14 protein-coding genes and 1 tRNA gene are annotated in these 16,233 nt (G+C 47.4%); 11 read left to right on the plus strand and 4 right to left on the minus strand.

Annotation, left to right across the window (positions count from 1 at the left end; all coding sequences use genetic code 11):
- The first annotated feature begins 131 nt into the window (after positions 1–131).
- From glyQ to IQ209_RS05960, 3 genes are all read left to right on the plus strand, one after another.
- A complete protein-coding gene (gene glyQ / locus IQ209_RS05950; RefSeq protein WP_193849885.1) occupies positions 132–1,040 on the plus strand; it encodes a glycine--tRNA ligase subunit alpha in 909 nt (302 codons plus the stop codon).
- Between the two features lie 9 nt (positions 1,041–1,049).
- On the plus strand, positions 1,050–3,119 hold the full coding sequence (glyS, locus tag IQ209_RS05955) for a glycine--tRNA ligase subunit beta (RefSeq protein ID WP_193849887.1): 2,070 nt from the start codon (positions 1,050–1,052) through the stop codon (positions 3,117–3,119).
- Positions 3,120–3,224: 105 nt separating this feature from the next.
- Positions 3,225–3,301 (plus strand) — tRNA-Pro (locus IQ209_RS05960).
- Positions 3,302–3,395: 94 nt separating this feature from the next.
- Here IQ209_RS05960 and IQ209_RS05965 read toward each other — a convergent pair.
- Positions 3,396–3,782: a type II toxin-antitoxin system VapC family toxin gene (locus IQ209_RS05965; protein ID WP_193849889.1), complete on the minus strand. Its 387-nt coding sequence runs from the start codon at positions 3,780–3,782 to the stop codon at positions 3,396–3,398.
- Positions 3,779–4,012 (minus strand): type II toxin-antitoxin system Phd/YefM family antitoxin, encoded by a 234-nt coding sequence (locus IQ209_RS05970; protein WP_193849891.1) that lies wholly within the window; start codon positions 4,010–4,012, stop codon positions 3,779–3,781. Before IQ209_RS05970 ends, IQ209_RS05965 begins: the two co-directional genes overlap by 4 nt.
- A 451-nt stretch (positions 4,013–4,463) precedes the next feature.
- Here IQ209_RS05970 and dppA point away from each other — a divergent pair, with 451 nt between their 5' ends.
- From dppA to IQ209_RS06010, 8 genes are all read left to right on the plus strand, one after another.
- Positions 4,464–6,074 carry a dipeptide ABC transporter periplasmic-binding protein DppA gene (dppA, locus tag IQ209_RS05975; RefSeq protein WP_193849893.1) on the plus strand — a complete coding sequence of 537 codons (1,611 nt, stop codon included), beginning with the start codon at positions 4,464–4,466 and terminating at the stop codon, positions 6,072–6,074.
- Positions 6,075–6,216: 142 nt separating this feature from the next.
- A complete protein-coding gene (gene dppB, locus IQ209_RS05980) occupies positions 6,217–7,236 on the plus strand; it encodes a dipeptide ABC transporter permease DppB (protein ID WP_193849895.1) in 1,020 nt (339 codons plus the stop codon).
- A 9-nt stretch (positions 7,237–7,245) separates the two neighbouring features.
- Positions 7,246–8,148, plus strand: a complete 903-nt coding sequence (dppC, locus tag IQ209_RS05985; RefSeq protein ID WP_193849897.1) for a dipeptide ABC transporter permease DppC — start codon at positions 7,246–7,248, stop codon at positions 8,146–8,148.
- A 12-nt stretch (positions 8,149–8,160) separates the two neighbouring features.
- Positions 8,161–9,141, plus strand: coding sequence for a dipeptide ABC transporter ATP-binding protein (dppD, locus tag IQ209_RS05990; protein ID WP_193849899.1), 981 nt, complete (start codon positions 8,161–8,163; stop codon positions 9,139–9,141).
- Complete coding sequence (gene dppF / locus IQ209_RS05995; protein WP_193849902.1) at positions 9,138–10,154, plus strand: dipeptide ABC transporter ATP-binding subunit DppF; 1,017 nt, start codon at positions 9,138–9,140, stop codon at positions 10,152–10,154. Before dppD ends, dppF begins: the two co-directional genes overlap by 4 nt.
- A gap of 216 nt (positions 10,155–10,370) precedes the next feature.
- Positions 10,371–11,078: a HAMP domain-containing protein gene (locus tag IQ209_RS06000; protein ID WP_193849904.1), complete on the plus strand. Its 708-nt coding sequence runs from the start codon at positions 10,371–10,373 to the stop codon at positions 11,076–11,078.
- A gap of 106 nt (positions 11,079–11,184) precedes the next feature.
- Positions 11,185–12,654, plus strand: a complete 1,470-nt coding sequence (locus IQ209_RS06005; protein ID WP_193849906.1) for a pitrilysin family protein — start codon at positions 11,185–11,187, stop codon at positions 12,652–12,654.
- 95 nt (positions 12,655–12,749) lie between these two features.
- Positions 12,750–14,897: a phosphocholine-specific phospholipase C gene (locus tag IQ209_RS06010; RefSeq protein ID WP_193849908.1), complete on the plus strand. Its 2,148-nt coding sequence runs from the start codon at positions 12,750–12,752 to the stop codon at positions 14,895–14,897.
- Between the two features lie 74 nt (positions 14,898–14,971).
- Here the strand turns inward: IQ209_RS06010 and IQ209_RS06015 are convergent, their stop codons facing one another.
- Together IQ209_RS06015 and yhjD are read right to left on the minus strand one after the other, a co-directional pair.
- Positions 14,972–15,178: a 2-hydroxymuconate tautomerase family protein gene (locus IQ209_RS06015; protein WP_045957420.1), complete on the minus strand. Its 207-nt coding sequence runs from the start codon at positions 15,176–15,178 to the stop codon at positions 14,972–14,974.
- 77 nt (positions 15,179–15,255) lie between these two features.
- Complete coding sequence (gene yhjD / locus IQ209_RS06020; RefSeq protein ID WP_193849910.1) at positions 15,256–16,233, minus strand: inner membrane protein YhjD; 978 nt, start codon at positions 16,231–16,233, stop codon at positions 15,256–15,258.

The raw sequence follows: 16,233 nt of genomic DNA on the forward strand, positions 1-16,233 counted from the left end.
AGTAAAGAGACCTGCATAAGATTTTTTTATACTGCGATAAAATTGGGGGTGATCAGTGCTGTATATCTTACGTCCAAAGGGTATACTGGCCTCTTTCGTTTAAATTCATATGCATCGCGTGCGGGTTCAACATGCAAAAGTTTGATACCAAAACCTTCCAGGGGCTCATCCTGACACTACAGGATTACTGGGCGCGTCAAGGCTGTACCATTGTCCAACCACTGGATATGGAAGTCGGCGCAGGAACCTCTCATCCTATTACCTGTCTGCGTGCTTTGGGACCAGAGCCTATTGCAGCAGCTTATGTGCAACCTTCTCGTCGTCCAACTGACGGTCGTTATGGTGAAAACCCAAACCGTCTCCAGCACTACTATCAATTTCAGGTTATCATCAAGCCATCTCCAGATAACATTCAGGAGCTCTATCTGGGTTCCTTGAAAGCGTTAGGACTCGATCCGACTGTTCATGATATCCGCTTTGTTGAAGATAACTGGGAGAACCCAACTTTAGGCGCTTGGGGACTGGGCTGGGAAGTCTGGCTGAATGGTATGGAAGTGACTCAGTTTACTTACTTCCAGCAGGTTGGTGGTCTTGAATGTAAGCCCGTGACTGGCGAGATTACTTACGGGTTGGAACGTCTTGCGATGTATATTCAAGGCGTGGATAGCGTTTACGATCTGGTATGGAGTGATGGCCCGTTGGGTAAAACCACCTATGGTGACATTTACCACCAGAATGAGGTTGAACAGTCTACTTACAACTTCGAGCACGCCGATGTGGATTTTCTGTTTACCTGCTTTGAGCAATACGAAAAAGAGGCACAGGAATTACTGGCGCTGGAAACTCCGCTGCCATTGCCGGCTTATGAGCGCATTTTAAAGGCGGGTCACACCTTCAATTTGCTGGATGCCCGCAAAGCGATTTCTGTGACTGAACGTCAGCGCTATATCCTGCGCATCCGTACCCTGACTAAAGCGGTTGCTGAAGCTTATTATGCCTCCCGCGAGGCGCTTGGCTTCCCTATGTGTAACAAGAAATAAGAGGCCATCATGATTCAACAGACTTTCCTTGTGGAAATCGGCACAGAAGAGTTGCCACCAAAGGCACTGCGTTCATTGGCTGAGTCTTTTGCGGCCAATTTTGCAGCCGAACTGAATAATGCCAATCTGGGTCATGGTGAAGTTAGCTGGTTTGCGGCTCCTCGTCGTTTGGCGCTGAAAGTCGCCAATTTGGCGGCAGCACAGGCTGATCGTGAAGTTGAAAAGCGTGGCCCTGCGATTGCTCAGGCGTTCGATGCAGAAGGTAAACCAACCAAAGCCGCAGAAGGTTGGGCGCGTGGTTGCGGTATCACCGTTGATCAGGCTGAACGCATGGTAACGGATAAAGGGGAATGGCTGCTTTATCGTGCTCAAGTTAAAGGCCGCGAAGCAAAAGCGCTGCTGGCGGACATGGTGAGCAATTCTCTGAGTAAGTTGCCGATCCCTAAGTTGATGCGTTGGGGCGATAAACAGACTCAGTTTGTGCGTCCGGTACATACAGTCACTATGCTGCTGGATAGTGAAGTGGTTGAAGGCGAAATTCTGGGGATTCAATCGGATCGCATCATTCGTGGTCACCGTTTTATGGGTGAGGCGGAATTTACCCTTGAGAATGCACAGCAGTATCCCGCTATTTTGCAGGAGCGTGGTCGGGTTATCGCGGATTACGAAGCACGTAAGGCGATGATCAAGCGTGATGCCGAACAGGCTGCCATGCAGCTTGGTGGTGTAGCGGATCTGAGCGACAGTTTGTTGGAAGAAGTGGCTTCGCTGGTGGAATGGCCGGTTGTACTGACGGCGAAATTCGAAGAAAAATTCCTGCAAGTTCCTGCTGAAGCGTTGGTTTATACCATGAAAGGTGACCAGAAATATTTTCCGGTTTACGACAAGGCCGGCAAATTGATGGCGAACTTTATTTTTGTCACCAATATTGAATCTTCTGATCCTCAGCAAATTATTTCAGGTAATGAAAAAGTGGTTCGCCCACGTCTGGCGGATGCGGAATTCTTCTTCAAGACTGACCGTAAGCAGCGTTTGGAAGACAACTTGCCGCGTTTGGAAACCGTGTTGTTCCAGAAACAATTGGGCACCTTGCGTGACAAAACAGATCGTATTCAAGCCTTGGCTGGTTGGATTGCGGAAAAAATCGGTGCAGATGTCAATCATGCGACTCGTGCGGGGCTATTGTCCAAATGTGACCTGATGACCAACATGGTGTTTGAATTCACCGACACGCAGGGCGTGATGGGAATGCACTATGCGCGTCATGATGGGGAAGCCGAAGATGTGGCACTGGCACTGAACGAGCAGTATCAGCCACGTTTCTCTGGTGATGCATTGCCATCAACAGGGGTTTCCTGTGCCGTTGCCATTGCAGATAAAATGGATACTTTGGCTGGGATCTTCGGGATTGGTCAGCATCCGAAAGGGGATAAAGACCCGTTCGCTTTGCGCCGTGCGGCCCTGGGTGTTCTGCGCATTATCGTTGAGAAGAAATTGCCTCTTGACCTCCAGACATTGGTAGAAGAAGCGGTGCGTCTGTATGGCGACAAGCTGACCAACGAAAAAGTAGTGGATGATGTGGTTGAGTTTATGCTTGGTCGCTTCCGCGCCTGGTATCAAGAGCTGGGGTATAGCGTTGATACTATTCAGGCGGTATTGGCGCGTCGTCCGACTCAACCGGCGGATTTTGATGCCCGTATGCAAGCAGTTACCCATTTCCGCACCTTGGATGCAGCCGTTTCTTTGGCAGCGGCCAATAAGCGCGTTTCCAACATTCTGGCGAAATCAGCAGAACCGTTGAATGACACTGTCCTTGCTTCCGTATTGAAAGCAGCAGAAGAGATCCAACTGGCGACACACTTGGTGGTGTTGAAAGAAAAACTGGCTCCTTTGTTTGCCGAAGGCAACTATCAGGAGGCGTTGGTTGAATTGGCTTCCCTGCGTGAAGTGGTGGATGCGTTCTTCGACAATGTGATGGTTATGGATGAAGACAGCCAAGTCAGGGTCAATCGCTTGACGCTATTAAGTGAATTGCGTGACCTGTTCTTGCGTGTGGCCGATATTTCCCTGCTCCAGTAATATCGGCCACAACAGCCATGTTGGATGGTTTATCATCAAACAATCACTTATCTTGAAAAAGGTATTGACGGTTTGTGGCTCTGGCAGTAAGATGCGCTTCGTTTTCGGCGAGTAGCGCAGCTTGGTAGCGCAACTGGTTTGGGACCAGTGGGTCGGAGGTTCGAATCCTCTCTCGCCGACCAGCATCTATAGAACCCTGCTCTTATGAGCGGGGTTTTTTCTTATATATCAAATAAATATATATTAACTAAAATAGTTTACTATTTTCTCACAAGTCTACAGTCGGGCATTAATGATTCGAATGCCATATTCCGAAAAGACAGTGTCAGCAGAAACCAGTGTTAACCCTTCCATTTGAGATTGTACAATGAGCATCCTATCAAAAGGATCTCCATGATGACGTGGTAAATCACCCGCACTTTCTGCATGAGCATGTGTTATTGATAAAGGAATAAAATTATTTTTTTCCAAGATAATATCGAAATCAGCATTGAACTTTAGTTTTCCCAATGCACGTTTTATCGAAATTTCCCAAGGTGTCACTGCGCTGACAAATACGCTATTTGTCCCTTTACTGAGTATACTTCTTGTCATTTTGCCTAAAGAGGGATCATCCGTTATCCACCAGATCAGCGTGTGGGTATCTAATAAAAGCCGTTTCATAAAGATCCTTCAAACATTTCCTGTATATCGTGATCAGCTTCGTAAAATGGTTCATCTATGCTGACAGTATTTTCGAATCCTCCAGGTATTCTATCTGATTGATTAATAGGGACTAGCTGGACATAAGGTTTTCCAGATTTAGCAATAATAACAATTTCACCATCAACAGCTTTATCTGCCAGTTGGCTCAAGTGTGTTTTCGCCTCGTGCATATTGGCTTGAATAGTCATGCTTTCTCTCCATTAGCTAAGTTAGCTAAGGTTATATTGTAGCCAATTTTGAGCAAAATATCATCACTAATGTTCATCTAAGTAATATATTGGTAATTTCAGAAAGAAACTGGGCATAAGGAATAATTATTTTTCTCTATTTATTATGCTGTTATAAATTCCCACCCTTTCATAAGCCATGCTGCTTATTGTTTGACCATTCGGTCACAAATTCAAAATTATCATCACCAGAGATTAATTCTTATTATTTGCTTAATTTTTAGTTATTTTGTCTATTTCACGTGCTTCTTGTCATGTTTTTTAACCATGGTTGTTAATAATTCTTTTCTTTTGTGTTTTTCTTATGTTTCTGGTGTTGTGTTTGATGATGTTGACGCCAGGCATAACAATTGATTAATTGATAAGCGAAAAACAATAAAACAAGCTAAATATCACAAACGGGGTTCAAGTAATGACAATTTCCAAGAAAAAACAGTTCAGTTTGCTAAAACTGGGTGTCGGTTTTGTCGCACTGGCTGTGACAGCTAGCATTCAAGCAAAAACGTTGGTTTACTGCTCTGAAGGCTCTCCTGAAGGTTTCAACCCACAGTTATTCACTTCTGGTACAACTTATGATGCAACTTCCAGACCGATTTATAATCGGTTGGTGGATTTTAAAGCAGGTACAACTAACGTCATTCCAAGTCTGGCCGAAAGCTGGGATGTGAGTGACGATGGTCAGGTTTATACCTTCCACTTGCGCAAAGGAGTGAAGTGGCATAGCAATAAGGAATTCAAACCTACCCGTGATTTTAATGCTGATGATGTGATTTTTACTTTTATGCGCCAGAAAGATAAAAATCATCCGTACCATCAGGTGTCGGGGGGCAGCTATGAATATTTCATCGGTATGGATATGGGGAATATCATCAGCAAAATAGAAAAAGTCGATGATTATACCGTTCGCTTTGTCCTGTCACGCCCTGAAGCACCTTTTATCGCTAATCTGGCGATGGATTTTGCTTCTATTCTGTCCAAGGAGTACGCTGATGTGATGATGAAAGCGGGAACGCCTGAGAAAGTTGACCTGAATCCAATTGGTACAGGTCCATTCCAACTCGTGCAATACCAAAAAGACTCCCGAATTCTCTATAAGGCATTTAAAGATTATTGGGAAGGGCCAGCAAAAATCGACCGCCTAGTTTTTTCTATTACGCCTGATGCTTCGGTACGTTATGCAAAATTACAGAAAAACGAATGTCAGGTTATGCCGTATCCCAATCCTGCGGATATATCCCGCATGAAGCAGGATAAAAATATTGTCTTGACGGAACAGGCTGGTTTGAATGTGGGATATCTTTCTTTCAATGTCACCAAGCCGCCAATGGATAGCGTGAAAGTGCGTCAGGCATTGGCGATGGCAGTGAATAAAGATGCCATCATTGACGCTGTCTATCAGGGCGCTGGGCAGAAAGCGAAGAACCTGATCCCGCCTACCATGTGGGGCTATAACACAGATATCAAAGACTACTCTTATGATCCCGCCAAGGCTAAGGAATTGTTGAAAGAAGCCGGCTTCCCGAATGGTTTCGAAACCGATCTGTGGGCGATGCCAGTACAGCGTCCATATAATCCGAATGCCCGTCGTATGGCGGAAATGATTCAGGCTGATTGGGCGAAAATTGGTGTCAAAGCTAAGATTGTCAGCTATGAATGGGGTGAATACCTGAAACGAGCCAAAGATGGTGAATCGCAGACTGTTTTGTTTGGGTGGACAGGAGACAATGGTGACCCTGATAACTTCTTCGGAACCCTGTTTAGTTGTGCCGCTAAAGAGAAAGGTTCTAACTATTCAAAATGGTGTTACAAACCCTTTGAGGATGCTATCCAACCCGCGCGTACAACTGCTGACGTTAACAAGCGTACAGAACTTTATAAGCAAGCGCAGGTTGTCATGCATGAACAAGTTCCTGCGTTGATCATTGCCCATTCCACGGTTTATGAACCAGTTCGTAAAGAAGTGAAAGGATATGTGGTTGATCCACTAGGCAGACATCTTTTCTATGACGTTGATCTCAAATAATTCTTGCTGTTGAGCTGTTGTGATTAACCATCCCCCAGAACTTTCTGTGGGGATGGTTTCGCTTCTCTGATGGGTAAGTCGACTCTGTAGACACCAAGCGGTCCGAAGAGCCGCACTGGTATTTAAAAAGGGAACTCAGGATATGCTGCAATTTATCCTCCGACGTCTGGGATTAGTGATCCCGACGTTTATTGGTATTACGCTGCTGACTTTCGCATTTGTGCACATGATACCTGGTGATCCCGTGCTGATTATGGCGGGAGAGCGAGGTATTTCTGCTGAGCGTCATGCCCAATTACTGGCTGAAATGGGGTTGGATAAGCCTCTCTGGGAGCAATATCTCCATTACATCAATGGCGTATTGCATGGTGATTTGGGGATCTCATTGAAAAGCCGCATTCCGGTGTGGGATGAGTTTGTTCCACGTTTTAAAGCGACTTTTGAATTGGGTATCTGTGCCATGTTATTTGCCATCGCTGTCGGTATTCCTGTCGGGGTATTGGCGGCCGTCAAACGGGGTTCTGTTTTTGATCACACAGCGATTGGTTTGTCATTGACCGGCTACTCGATGCCAATTTTTTGGTGGGGGATCATGCTGATCATGCTGGTTTCCGTTCACTGGAACTTAACTCCTGTTTCTGGCCGAATCGGTGATAGTGTGTTTCTTGATGACAGCAATCCCCTGACGGGTTTTATGCTGATCGATACGCTGATTTGGGGCGAAACAGGTGATTTCACCGATGCTGTCATGCATATGATCCTGCCCGCCATTGTGCTGGGGACGATCCCGTTAGCCGTTATTGTGCGTATGACACGTTCTTCCATGCTGGAAGTGCTGGGTGAAGATTATATCCGCACTGCCAGGGCAAAAGGGTTGAGTCGTATTCGTGTCATTATCGTCCATGCGCTGCGTAATGCCTTGTTACCCGTAGTCACGGTAATTGGTTTGCAAGTGGGCATCATGTTGGCGGGTGCCATTCTGACCGAAACCATTTTCTCATGGCCAGGATTAGGGCGTTGGCTGATAGATGCCCTGCAACGTCGCGATTATCCAGTGGTACAGGGCGGGGTATTGTTGGTGGCAACCATGATTATTCTGGTCAATCTGGTGGTTGATTTGCTGTATGGCATCGTCAATCCGCGCATTCGTCATAAGAAATAGGAGCACATGATGACTCAAACAACTGAGCCTGTCGTATCGGGTGCACCGAAATTAATGACGCCGATACAGGAATTTTGGCACTACTTTAAGCGTAACAAAGGCGCGGTGATAGGCCTTGTCTATATTATCCTGATGCTGCTGGTTGCATTATTGGCGGGGGTATTAGCGCCACATGGTCCGGCAGAACAGTTTCGTGATTCCTTGCTAATGCCTCCGGTATGGCAGGAAGGTGGAAGCTGGCAATTTATTCTGGGTACTGATGATGTTGGGCGCGATATTTTGTCCCGTCTAATGTATGGCGCCCGCCTTTCATTGTTGGTTGGTTGTCTGGTTGTGGTGATGTCACTCATCATGGGCATCATTCTGGGCGTATTGGCCGGCTATTTCGGTGGCGTGGTAGATACCATTATCATGCGTATCGTTGACATTATGTTGGCCTTACCAAGCCTGTTGCTGGCATTAGTGCTGGTGGCGATCTTTGGCCCATCGATTGTCAATGCGTCATTGGCACTGACTTTTGTTGCCTTGCCTCACTATATCCGCCTGACAAGAGCGGCGGTAATGGTGGAAGTTAACCGCGATTATGTGACGGCTTCCCAAGTCGCTGGTGCGGGAGCCATACGCCAGATGTTCATCAATATCCTGCCAAACTGCCTTGCTCCATTGATTGTGCAAACGTCATTAGGGTTTTCTAACGCTATTCTTGATATGGCGGCCTTAGGGTTTCTGGGAATGGGGGCACAGCCACCCATTCCAGAATGGGGAACTATGTTGGCCGATGTTTTGCAATTTACCCAGAGTGCGTGGTGGGTTGTGACCTTTCCGGGGCTGGCTATCCTGTTGACAGTTCTGGCATTTAACCTGATGGGTGACGGGTTGCGTGATGCACTTGATCCCAAGCTCAAGCAGTAGGGGGATTGTGAAATGGCATTATTGAATATAGACCAATTATCGGTGCATTTCGGGGATGAAGATGCACCATTCCGCGCTGTTGACCGTATTAGCTACCGTGTTGAGCAGGGAGAAGTTGTCGGTATTGTGGGAGAATCTGGCTCAGGTAAGTCCGTCAGTTCATTGGCGATTATGGGGCTGATTGATTATCCGGGCAAAGTGATGGCCGAAAAAATGGAGTTCGGTGGCCGTGACCTGACCAAAATTTCAGAAAAAGAGCGTCGGCAGTTGGTGGGAGCGGAAGTCGCGATGATTTTCCAAGATCCCATGACCAGTTTGAACCCGTGCTACACCGTCGGTTATCAGATTATGGAAGCCTTGAAAGTCCATCAGGGTGGCAATCGAAAAACGCGACATCAGCGGGCAATCGACTTATTGACTCAAGTGGGTATTCCCGATCCGGCCTCTCGTCTGGATGTTTATCCGCATCAATTATCGGGAGGGATGAGCCAGCGTGTGATGATCGCGATGGCTATCGCGTGTCGTCCGAAGCTCCTGATTGCCGATGAACCGACGACAGCTCTGGATGTCACCATTCAGGCGCAAATCATCGAGTTGTTGCTGGAATTGCAGCAGCGGGAAAACATGGCATTACTCTTGATCACCCATGATTTGGCGCTGGTGGCAGAAGCAGCGCATCATATTATTGTGATGTATGCTGGGCAGGTGGTGGAAATTGGTAAGGCAACGGAAATCTTCCGCGCGCCACGTCATCCTTATACACAAGCATTATTGCGAGCATTGCCGGAATTTGCGGTGGACAAATCCCGTCTGGCATCACTGCCCGGCGTTGTTCCCGGAAGATATGATCGCCCAATGGGATGTCTGCTCAACCCGCGTTGTGCTTATGCTAATGCGCATTGTCGCCAGGAGGAGCCTCCGTTGAAATCAATGAGAGGGCGTCAGGTTAAATGTCACATGTCACTGGATGATGAGGGGAGGCCAACACTATGAACATTCAACAAAACAGGGAACAAGAAAAGGCGACAGCGCCTTTACTGCAAGCCACTGAATTGAAGAAATATTATCCGGTGAAAACAGGTTTGTTCTCGCCTGAGCGTATGGTTAAGGCATTAGATGGTGTCTCATTTGAACTGGAAAAAGGCAAGACGTTGGCGGTTGTCGGCGAATCGGGCTGTGGAAAATCCACTTTGGGCCGCCTGTTGACCATGATTGAAAAACCAACTGATGGGGAACTTTATTATCTGGGACAAGATCTCCTGGTGCCAAATAAAGAAGCAGAAAAACTTCGTCGCCAGAAAATCCAGATTGTATTTCAAAATCCTTACGCGTCCTTAAATCCCCGTAAAAAAGTGGGGCAGATTCTGGAAGAGCCGTTGCTGATTAATACTGCACTGACTGCGAGTGAACGCAAGGAAAAAGTCTTACAGATGATGGAGAAAGTAGGACTAAAACCGGAACATTATGCACGTTATCCCCATATGTTTTCTGGTGGTCAGCGTCAGCGTATCGCCATTGCTCGTGGGTTAATGTTAAACCCGGATGTGGTAATTGCAGATGAACCCGTTTCAGCATTGGATGTTTCAGTGCGGGCGCAGGTTCTGAACCTGATGATGGATTTACAGCAGGAGTTGGGATTGTCTTACGTCTTTATATCCCATGATCTTTCGGTCGTCGAACACATTGCTGATGAAGTGATGGTGATGTATTTGGGACGCTGTGTGGAAAAAGGCAGTAAGGAAATGATTTTCAACAATCCGTGCCATCCTTATACCCAGGCGTTGTTGTCAGCCACACCTCGCCTGAATCCTGAGCTGCGTCGTGAACGCATTAAGCTGACGGGAGAGCTGCCAAGCCCGATGAATCCGCCAGCGGGGTGTGCTTTTGCTGCTCGTTGTCGTCGCGCATTTAGCCAATGTACCCAATTCCAGCCTAAGTTAACGCAATATGGCGAACAACTGATCGCGTGTTTCGCAGTCGAACAGGATGGAAACCCATCCACCTAATCATATCTGACCGAGGTATAACGTTTGACATCTTCTGAACGACGGTTAACGTTATACCATCGCTTTATTTGATGCCGTTATATCCCGGTCATTTTCTCTGTTGCATTGCCATTCATCAAAATAAGACGACCGCAAGTAAAATCAAGTATACTCACTCAATTATTAAGATGTATTGGTCGGTGTTTTTCATTATTAGTTGGTATTGGTTTGGATAAGATGAAATTGCGTGTCAAACGTTCGTTAACCATTAAACAGATGGCCGCAGTGACAGGAGTCACTTTGGTTACCATTGCCATTTTCATCACCATCCAGTTATCCCACCTATTACAGCAGCGGAAAGATGACTATATCAGTCAGCTTAACAATGCGGCCGTACAGATCCAGACACCTTTAGCGGAAGCGTTGTTGAGTTCAGATCTCAATAAAGCGAAAACGCTGTTGATTGGGTTGAAGACCTCAGGCATTCTGGGACGGGCCGATGTGTTATTACCTGATAGCGTTCGGGTAATGAGCCTGGATTTTGCCACTCATCGTCCCATACCTGAACTGGCAAAGAAGGTTTTTGGTATTCCTGTTGAGGTCAATATCCCTCTCTATGTTTATGGTGTTGCGCCAAAAACAGCACAATCACAGGGACACCTTATTTTGCAGGTTGATTCCAATCGGGTATATCGTTTTGCCTTGAATACACTTGCATTAATGTTGACCACTTATTTATTACTCGCACTTATTCTTACGGTGTCGATAAGCTGGTGCGTAAATCGCATTATCATCCATCCATTGCGCGATGTTGCGCGGGAACTGAATGAAGAACAACCGCCAGTGACTATGTCTTGCCCTAAAAGCCATCAGGATGATGAGTTGGGGTTGCTGGTAAAAGGCTATAATCGTCAGGTTAATAAGCAGAAAACACCATCAAAATGAAACCTTACAAGACGAATAACAGTCTAATCCTTGATGATAATATTCAGGGATGAATGATTGTCTTAGGTTTCGCAGGATAAAATTAAACAGGTAGGGGTAAGTGAGAATGCAGGGTAACAAAATCGGATATCTTATTGGTGGTGCGATTCTGGCTACAACTTGTTTGGCACAGGCTGAAACCTTGCAACCTGATCCAGCCTGGCAACAAGGCAAACTTGAAAATGGATTTAGCTGGCAAATCCTGCAAACACCACAGCGACCTAATGACAGAGTGCAGTTGCGGTTATTGGTAAAGACCGGCTCATTGTCTGAGAAAACCCAACAACGGGGCTATACCTACCTGATTCCGAAAATCGTCTTATCCAGTAGCAAAGATTTATCATCGCAGAAACTGGAAAACCTGTGGCATATGGCGATAGATACTAAAAATGGCTTTCCGCCTGCCATTGTTTCCTATGATTTCACCCTTTACAGTCTGAGCCTGCCAAATAATCGTCCCGATCTATTGCAAGATGCATTGATATGGTTATCCGACATTGCTGGTGGTGCAGTATTTACACCAGAGACACTGGCACAGGCCATAAAAGGGGATGAACATCTTGTAACGACTTTCCCATCTGATATCCAAGATCCCGTGTGGCGTATGCGCCTGCAAGGTTCAACGCTTATCGATCATGACCCAGGGATGCCCGTATCAGAGCCTGTCGATGTAAAAAAAGTCGAAAATTTTTATCATCAGTGGTACACGCCGGATGCGATGACGCTGTATGTCGCAGGGCATGTTGACAATCGATCACTGTCAGAGCGAATTAATCGGGCCTTTGCCTCATTGGAGGGGAAACGGCAGACACCAGAGCCTGTTCCTACCTTGCTGCCGCTGAAAGCCGCAACGATTGGCGTAGTGAGTGAGAAGGCCAAACAAGATCGCTTGTCTTTGACCTGGAACCTGAACTGGTTGCCGATTAACAATTCGCAAACCTTGATGCAGTACTGGTTAAATGACCTGACGCGTGAAGCGCTTTATCGTTACCTGCAATTGGGGCTTAAAGACAAACAGGATGACATGCAATTAGGCCTGGATTGTCGTGTGCTATACCAGCGGGCGAACTGCTCCTTAAATCTGGATTCCCCTACGGACAAGCTGATGGAGTCCACGCTTTATCTGGCCTCCCAACTGTCATCATTGCGGGGAAATGGATTGCCTCAGACACAATTTGATGAACTCTATGCTCAGAAGCGGGGGCAACTCCAGCAACTATTTGCCATGTATGCCCGCACGGATACCGATATTTTGATAAACCAACGTCTGTTGTCACAGCAAAATAATGTGATAGATATCGCTCCTGAACAATTCCAGCGGTTAAGGCAAGCGTTTTTGACCTCCCTGACACCACAACTTCTGAATAAAAAGCTGCAAGAGATGCTGTCTCAGGAAATCTCTTTTATTCTGGTGCAACCAAAAGGTGAAGCGACGGTTGATGTTAATCAAATCAAAAATAGCTTTAATCAAATTATGAGACCGGGGCCACAGCCGGAGAAACCGAAAGAGCCTAAAACAGTGAATGATGGGGAGTAAGAGGGGGAACGGGTAATCGGGTTTCATTTCCCAGTCATATTGGGGTATTACCCTCGAGACTCTTTTCAAAACACGTCTCAGGAGGTTAAAAACCTATGCCTGACTTTTCACGCAGAAAAATATTACAAGCAGCTGCGATTGGAGCAGCGAGTTCATTACTGCCCGCCTCGATTCGCAAGGCGCTAGCCATACCCGCCAATAACCGTACTGGAACTATTGATGATGTAGAACATGTGGTGATTCTGATGCAGGAAAACCGCTCCTTCGACCATTATTTCGGCACGTTGCCTGGCGTCCGCGGCTTTAGCGACCGTATCACCATTCCACTCTCCGGTGGTCGCAACATTTGGCAGCAGCAGGGACATGGGCGGCTGGTCTTGCCTTATTATCTGGATAGCCGACGCGGTAATGCACAGCGGGTTAGAGGTACGCCTCATTCTTGGGGTGATGAACACTCCGCCTGGGACAATGGCCGTATGAGTGCCTGGCCAACCTATAAAACGACAAACTCAATGGGCTATTACTGCCAGACCGAGCTGCCGTACCAGTTTGCTTTGGCCAACGCCTTCACCCTGTGTGACGCATACCACTGTTCGATCCATGCCGGTACCGATCCCAATCGTCTGTTCCACTGGACCGGCACCAACGGTCCCAGTGCCGCTAACGTTGCCACAGTGATCAACGAATGGGACTCCCCTGGTCCTCCAGAGGAAGGATATACATGGAAAACCTACCCGGAACGACTGGAGGAGAGCGGGATTAGCTGGAAAATTTATCAATACCTACCGGACAACTTCGGTGATAACCCGCTGGCTGGTTTCCGCCAGTACCGTGCTGCCAGTGTAGAGGCCGGTAATCCGGCACAGCCACCGGAAGATTTCCACGACTTTGTACCTTACAGTGATGAGCTTAATGAGAAAATTCCACTGTATAAGGGCAACGGCAATACTCTGCCGGCTGCCAGTGGTGACGATCTGGAAACGATAGTGGCTGGATTTCGCGCCGAGGTGAAGAAGGGCAGATTGCCGCAGGTAAGCTGGATCGTCGCACCGGAAGCCTATTGTGAGCATCCAGGGCCTTCCTGCCCTGTGCAGGGGGGCTGGTTCATTCAGGCGATCCTCAATGCGCTGACAGATGACCCGCAGGTGTGGAGCAAAACGGTATTGCTGGTGAATTTCGATGAGAATGATGGTTTTTTTGACCACATGCCTTCACCCTCCGCACCGTCGCTACGGAAAGATGGTAGCTTCGCCGGCAAGTCCACGCTCCCCTTCGACACGGAAATCTTCCAACACGTCGCCCCAGAGGGATCGCATCAGCAGCCGCCACCAGACGGGCGCATTTATGGTCCTGGGCCGAGAGTACCGATGCTGATCTTGTCACCCTGGAGTCGTGGAGGTTGGGTTAACTCACAGGTATTCGACCACACCTCAGTCCTACAATTTTTGGAAAAACGCTTTCGGGTACGCGAGCCGAATATCAGCGCCTGGCGGCGTGCAGTGTGCGGTGACCTCACTTCAGCGTTCAACTTTGTCAATCCCAACAATGAAGTGCCTCGTTTGCCTGCCATTACGCGACAGACAGCAGACAACCTGCGCCGGAGCCAGGAAGCGTTACCACCGGTGCCGTTACCGGAGGCTGGAAAGCAGCAATTGCCGTATCAACGGCGACGGGTTCGCCCGTCCCGCGCGTTGCCTTACCGACTTAATGTTGAAGTCTCGGCTTTCCCTGATAAGGGATTACTGACACTGAGCTTTCATAACACGGGCGAACAGGGTGTGGTATTTCATGTTTACGATAAGCGACATCTGGATGAGATCCCGCGGCGTTACACTGTTGAGGTGGGAAAGTCGCTCAGTGATGACTGGCAGACGGCAGATAACTATGATCTCTGGTTGCTAGGGCCCAACGGCTTTCACCGTGCGCTGAGTGGTTCACTGACACAGCGGCAGCCAGAAGTGAGTCAAATCATGAATGATACTTGCCTGCAACTGGAACTGAACAACCCAGGCGACAAAACGGTGGAGATCATCATAGAACGTTGTCCTTATACATTGCAGGGACCGTGGTGCATTAAAATGCCAGCGGGAAGCCGTCACAGCCAGGCTTTTGATACCCGCATCAGTGGTGGCTGGTACGATATTTCACTGGCGGGGCCGAAAGGATGGCACCGCCGCTTGGCTGGCCGACTGGAAAATGGTGAGCATAGCATCAGTGATCCGTTGATGGGAAAAGAAGAGTAAGATAGCTATACCAAATATCAGGGCGGGTTAACCCGCCCTGATTTAAATGATCAAGGTTTTTTGAAACCCTTAACTCACTTCTTCGCGGCAGCCCGTAACTCAGTCACGTTTTTACCCCCAATTCCCCAGTTATCTGTTTCTACTTCGTCAATGATCACAAAAGTTGTTGCCGGGTTTTTCCCAAGTACATCGACCAGCAATTGGGTTGCACCTTCAATCAGTTGTTTTTTCTGCTCAGCGGTGGCGCCTTCGCGGGTAATTCTGATGTTCACAAATGGCATAAAAATGACTCCTTTTTTGGTTTGTTATAGACAAGTGGGTACAGCAAAAAACAGTCTTATTGATTGATATATGATGTTTATCTGGCTTTCTTTTCTTCCGCAGTGGCGATCCAGGCGGCACAAAACAGTGTCAAACGGGCGAAAAAATAGAAGAATGCCATTAAACCAATCACCGAACCAAAAGCAGCACCTGAAGGGGAGCTGGCAAGGCGTGGCAGCATCATAGTCATAATATATTTAATCACTTCAAATCCAATGGCGGCCATCAGGGTGCCTTTAAATAGCGCTTTTCTTTCAGGGCGATGACGCGGCAAAATCCACAATATCCACAGAAATAACAAATAATTGGCTGAAATGGAAATCGTCATGCCAATTGATGTCCATGCTGGCCGGAGCCATTCTATGCCTTCCAGTCCGAGGGCGTGGACGATGGTGGCTTGGGCAGAGCCTGCTATGGAAGTCAGCGAAAGGGTGATGACCAACGCAAATAGCAGGCCGAATAAGGAGAAAAAGTCACGAATATATTGAAAGTAAATTTTCTCTTTATCTTCATGATTGCGTTCCCAGACATCTCTGGATTGGGCGAGTATTGCTTCGCGTAAATTTCCAACCCAGTTCATACCTGAATAAAGTGCGATCGCCAAACCCGTCAGTCCCACCGTTGTTCTTTGGTTAATTGCCGTATCTACGCTGTTTTTCAGGGTATTGGCGAGAGCGGGATCACTGATGCTATTGGCGATGCCATTAATCAAACGTGCCAGCAAGTCAGGATTGGAAGCCAGCACAAAACCAGCGACGGCAAAAGAGAGCATCAGAATTGGGATTAAGGATAGAAACGAAAAATAGGTAATGGCAGCGCCAAATTGACTACCCATGCGGTTGTTAAAACGTTGTGCCGCCCTAATAAAGTGGGCGATAAAAGGAATACGGCGGATAGCATTGCCAATACGGATGGTGACGGAAAGCGCTTTTTTACTGCTGTGTAGCCCTTTCTCTAACGGTGTAAGATCCTTTCCTGTATTGAGTTGTTCCCTTTTTTCATGGTTACTTGGCAT

The sequence above is a fragment of the Xenorhabdus sp. BG5 genome (genome assembly GCF_015163665.1).
GTDB lineage: Bacteria > Pseudomonadota > Gammaproteobacteria > Enterobacterales > Enterobacteriaceae > Xenorhabdus.

Bases quoted from the DNA above. Each gene is read 5' to 3' on its own strand.
- yhjD (WP_193849910.1), bottom strand. From the start codon at position 16,233: ATGCCAAGTAACCATGAAAAAAGGGAACAACTCAATACAGGAAAGGAT.
- dppA (WP_193849893.1), top strand. From the start codon at position 4,464: ATGACAATTTCCAAGAAAAAACAGTTCAGTTTGCTAAAACTGGGTGTC.
- dppC (WP_193849897.1), top strand. From the start codon at position 7,246: ATGACTCAAACAACTGAGCCTGTCGTATCGGGTGCACCGAAATTAATG.
- dppF (WP_193849902.1), top strand. From the start codon at position 9,138: ATGAACATTCAACAAAACAGGGAACAAGAAAAGGCGACAGCGCCTTTA.
- IQ209_RS05965 (WP_193849889.1), bottom strand. From the start codon at position 3,782: ATGAAACGGCTTTTATTAGATACCCACACGCTGATCTGGTGGATAACG.
- IQ209_RS05970 (WP_193849891.1), bottom strand. From the start codon at position 4,012: ATGACTATTCAAGCCAATATGCACGAGGCGAAAACACACTTGAGCCAA.
- IQ209_RS06015 (WP_045957420.1), bottom strand. From the start codon at position 15,178: ATGCCATTTGTGAACATCAGAATTACCCGCGAAGGCGCCACCGCTGAG.
- IQ209_RS06005 (WP_193849906.1), top strand. From the start codon at position 11,185: ATGCAGGGTAACAAAATCGGATATCTTATTGGTGGTGCGATTCTGGCT.
- dppB (WP_193849895.1), top strand. From the start codon at position 6,217: ATGCTGCAATTTATCCTCCGACGTCTGGGATTAGTGATCCCGACGTTT.
- glyS (WP_193849887.1), top strand. From the start codon at position 1,050: ATGATTCAACAGACTTTCCTTGTGGAAATCGGCACAGAAGAGTTGCCA.
- dppD (WP_193849899.1), top strand. From the start codon at position 8,161: ATGGCATTATTGAATATAGACCAATTATCGGTGCATTTCGGGGATGAA.
- IQ209_RS06000 (WP_193849904.1), top strand. From the start codon at position 10,371: ATGAAATTGCGTGTCAAACGTTCGTTAACCATTAAACAGATGGCCGCA.
- glyQ (WP_193849885.1), top strand. From the start codon at position 132: ATGCAAAAGTTTGATACCAAAACCTTCCAGGGGCTCATCCTGACACTA.
- IQ209_RS06010 (WP_193849908.1), top strand. From the start codon at position 12,750: ATGCCTGACTTTTCACGCAGAAAAATATTACAAGCAGCTGCGATTGGA.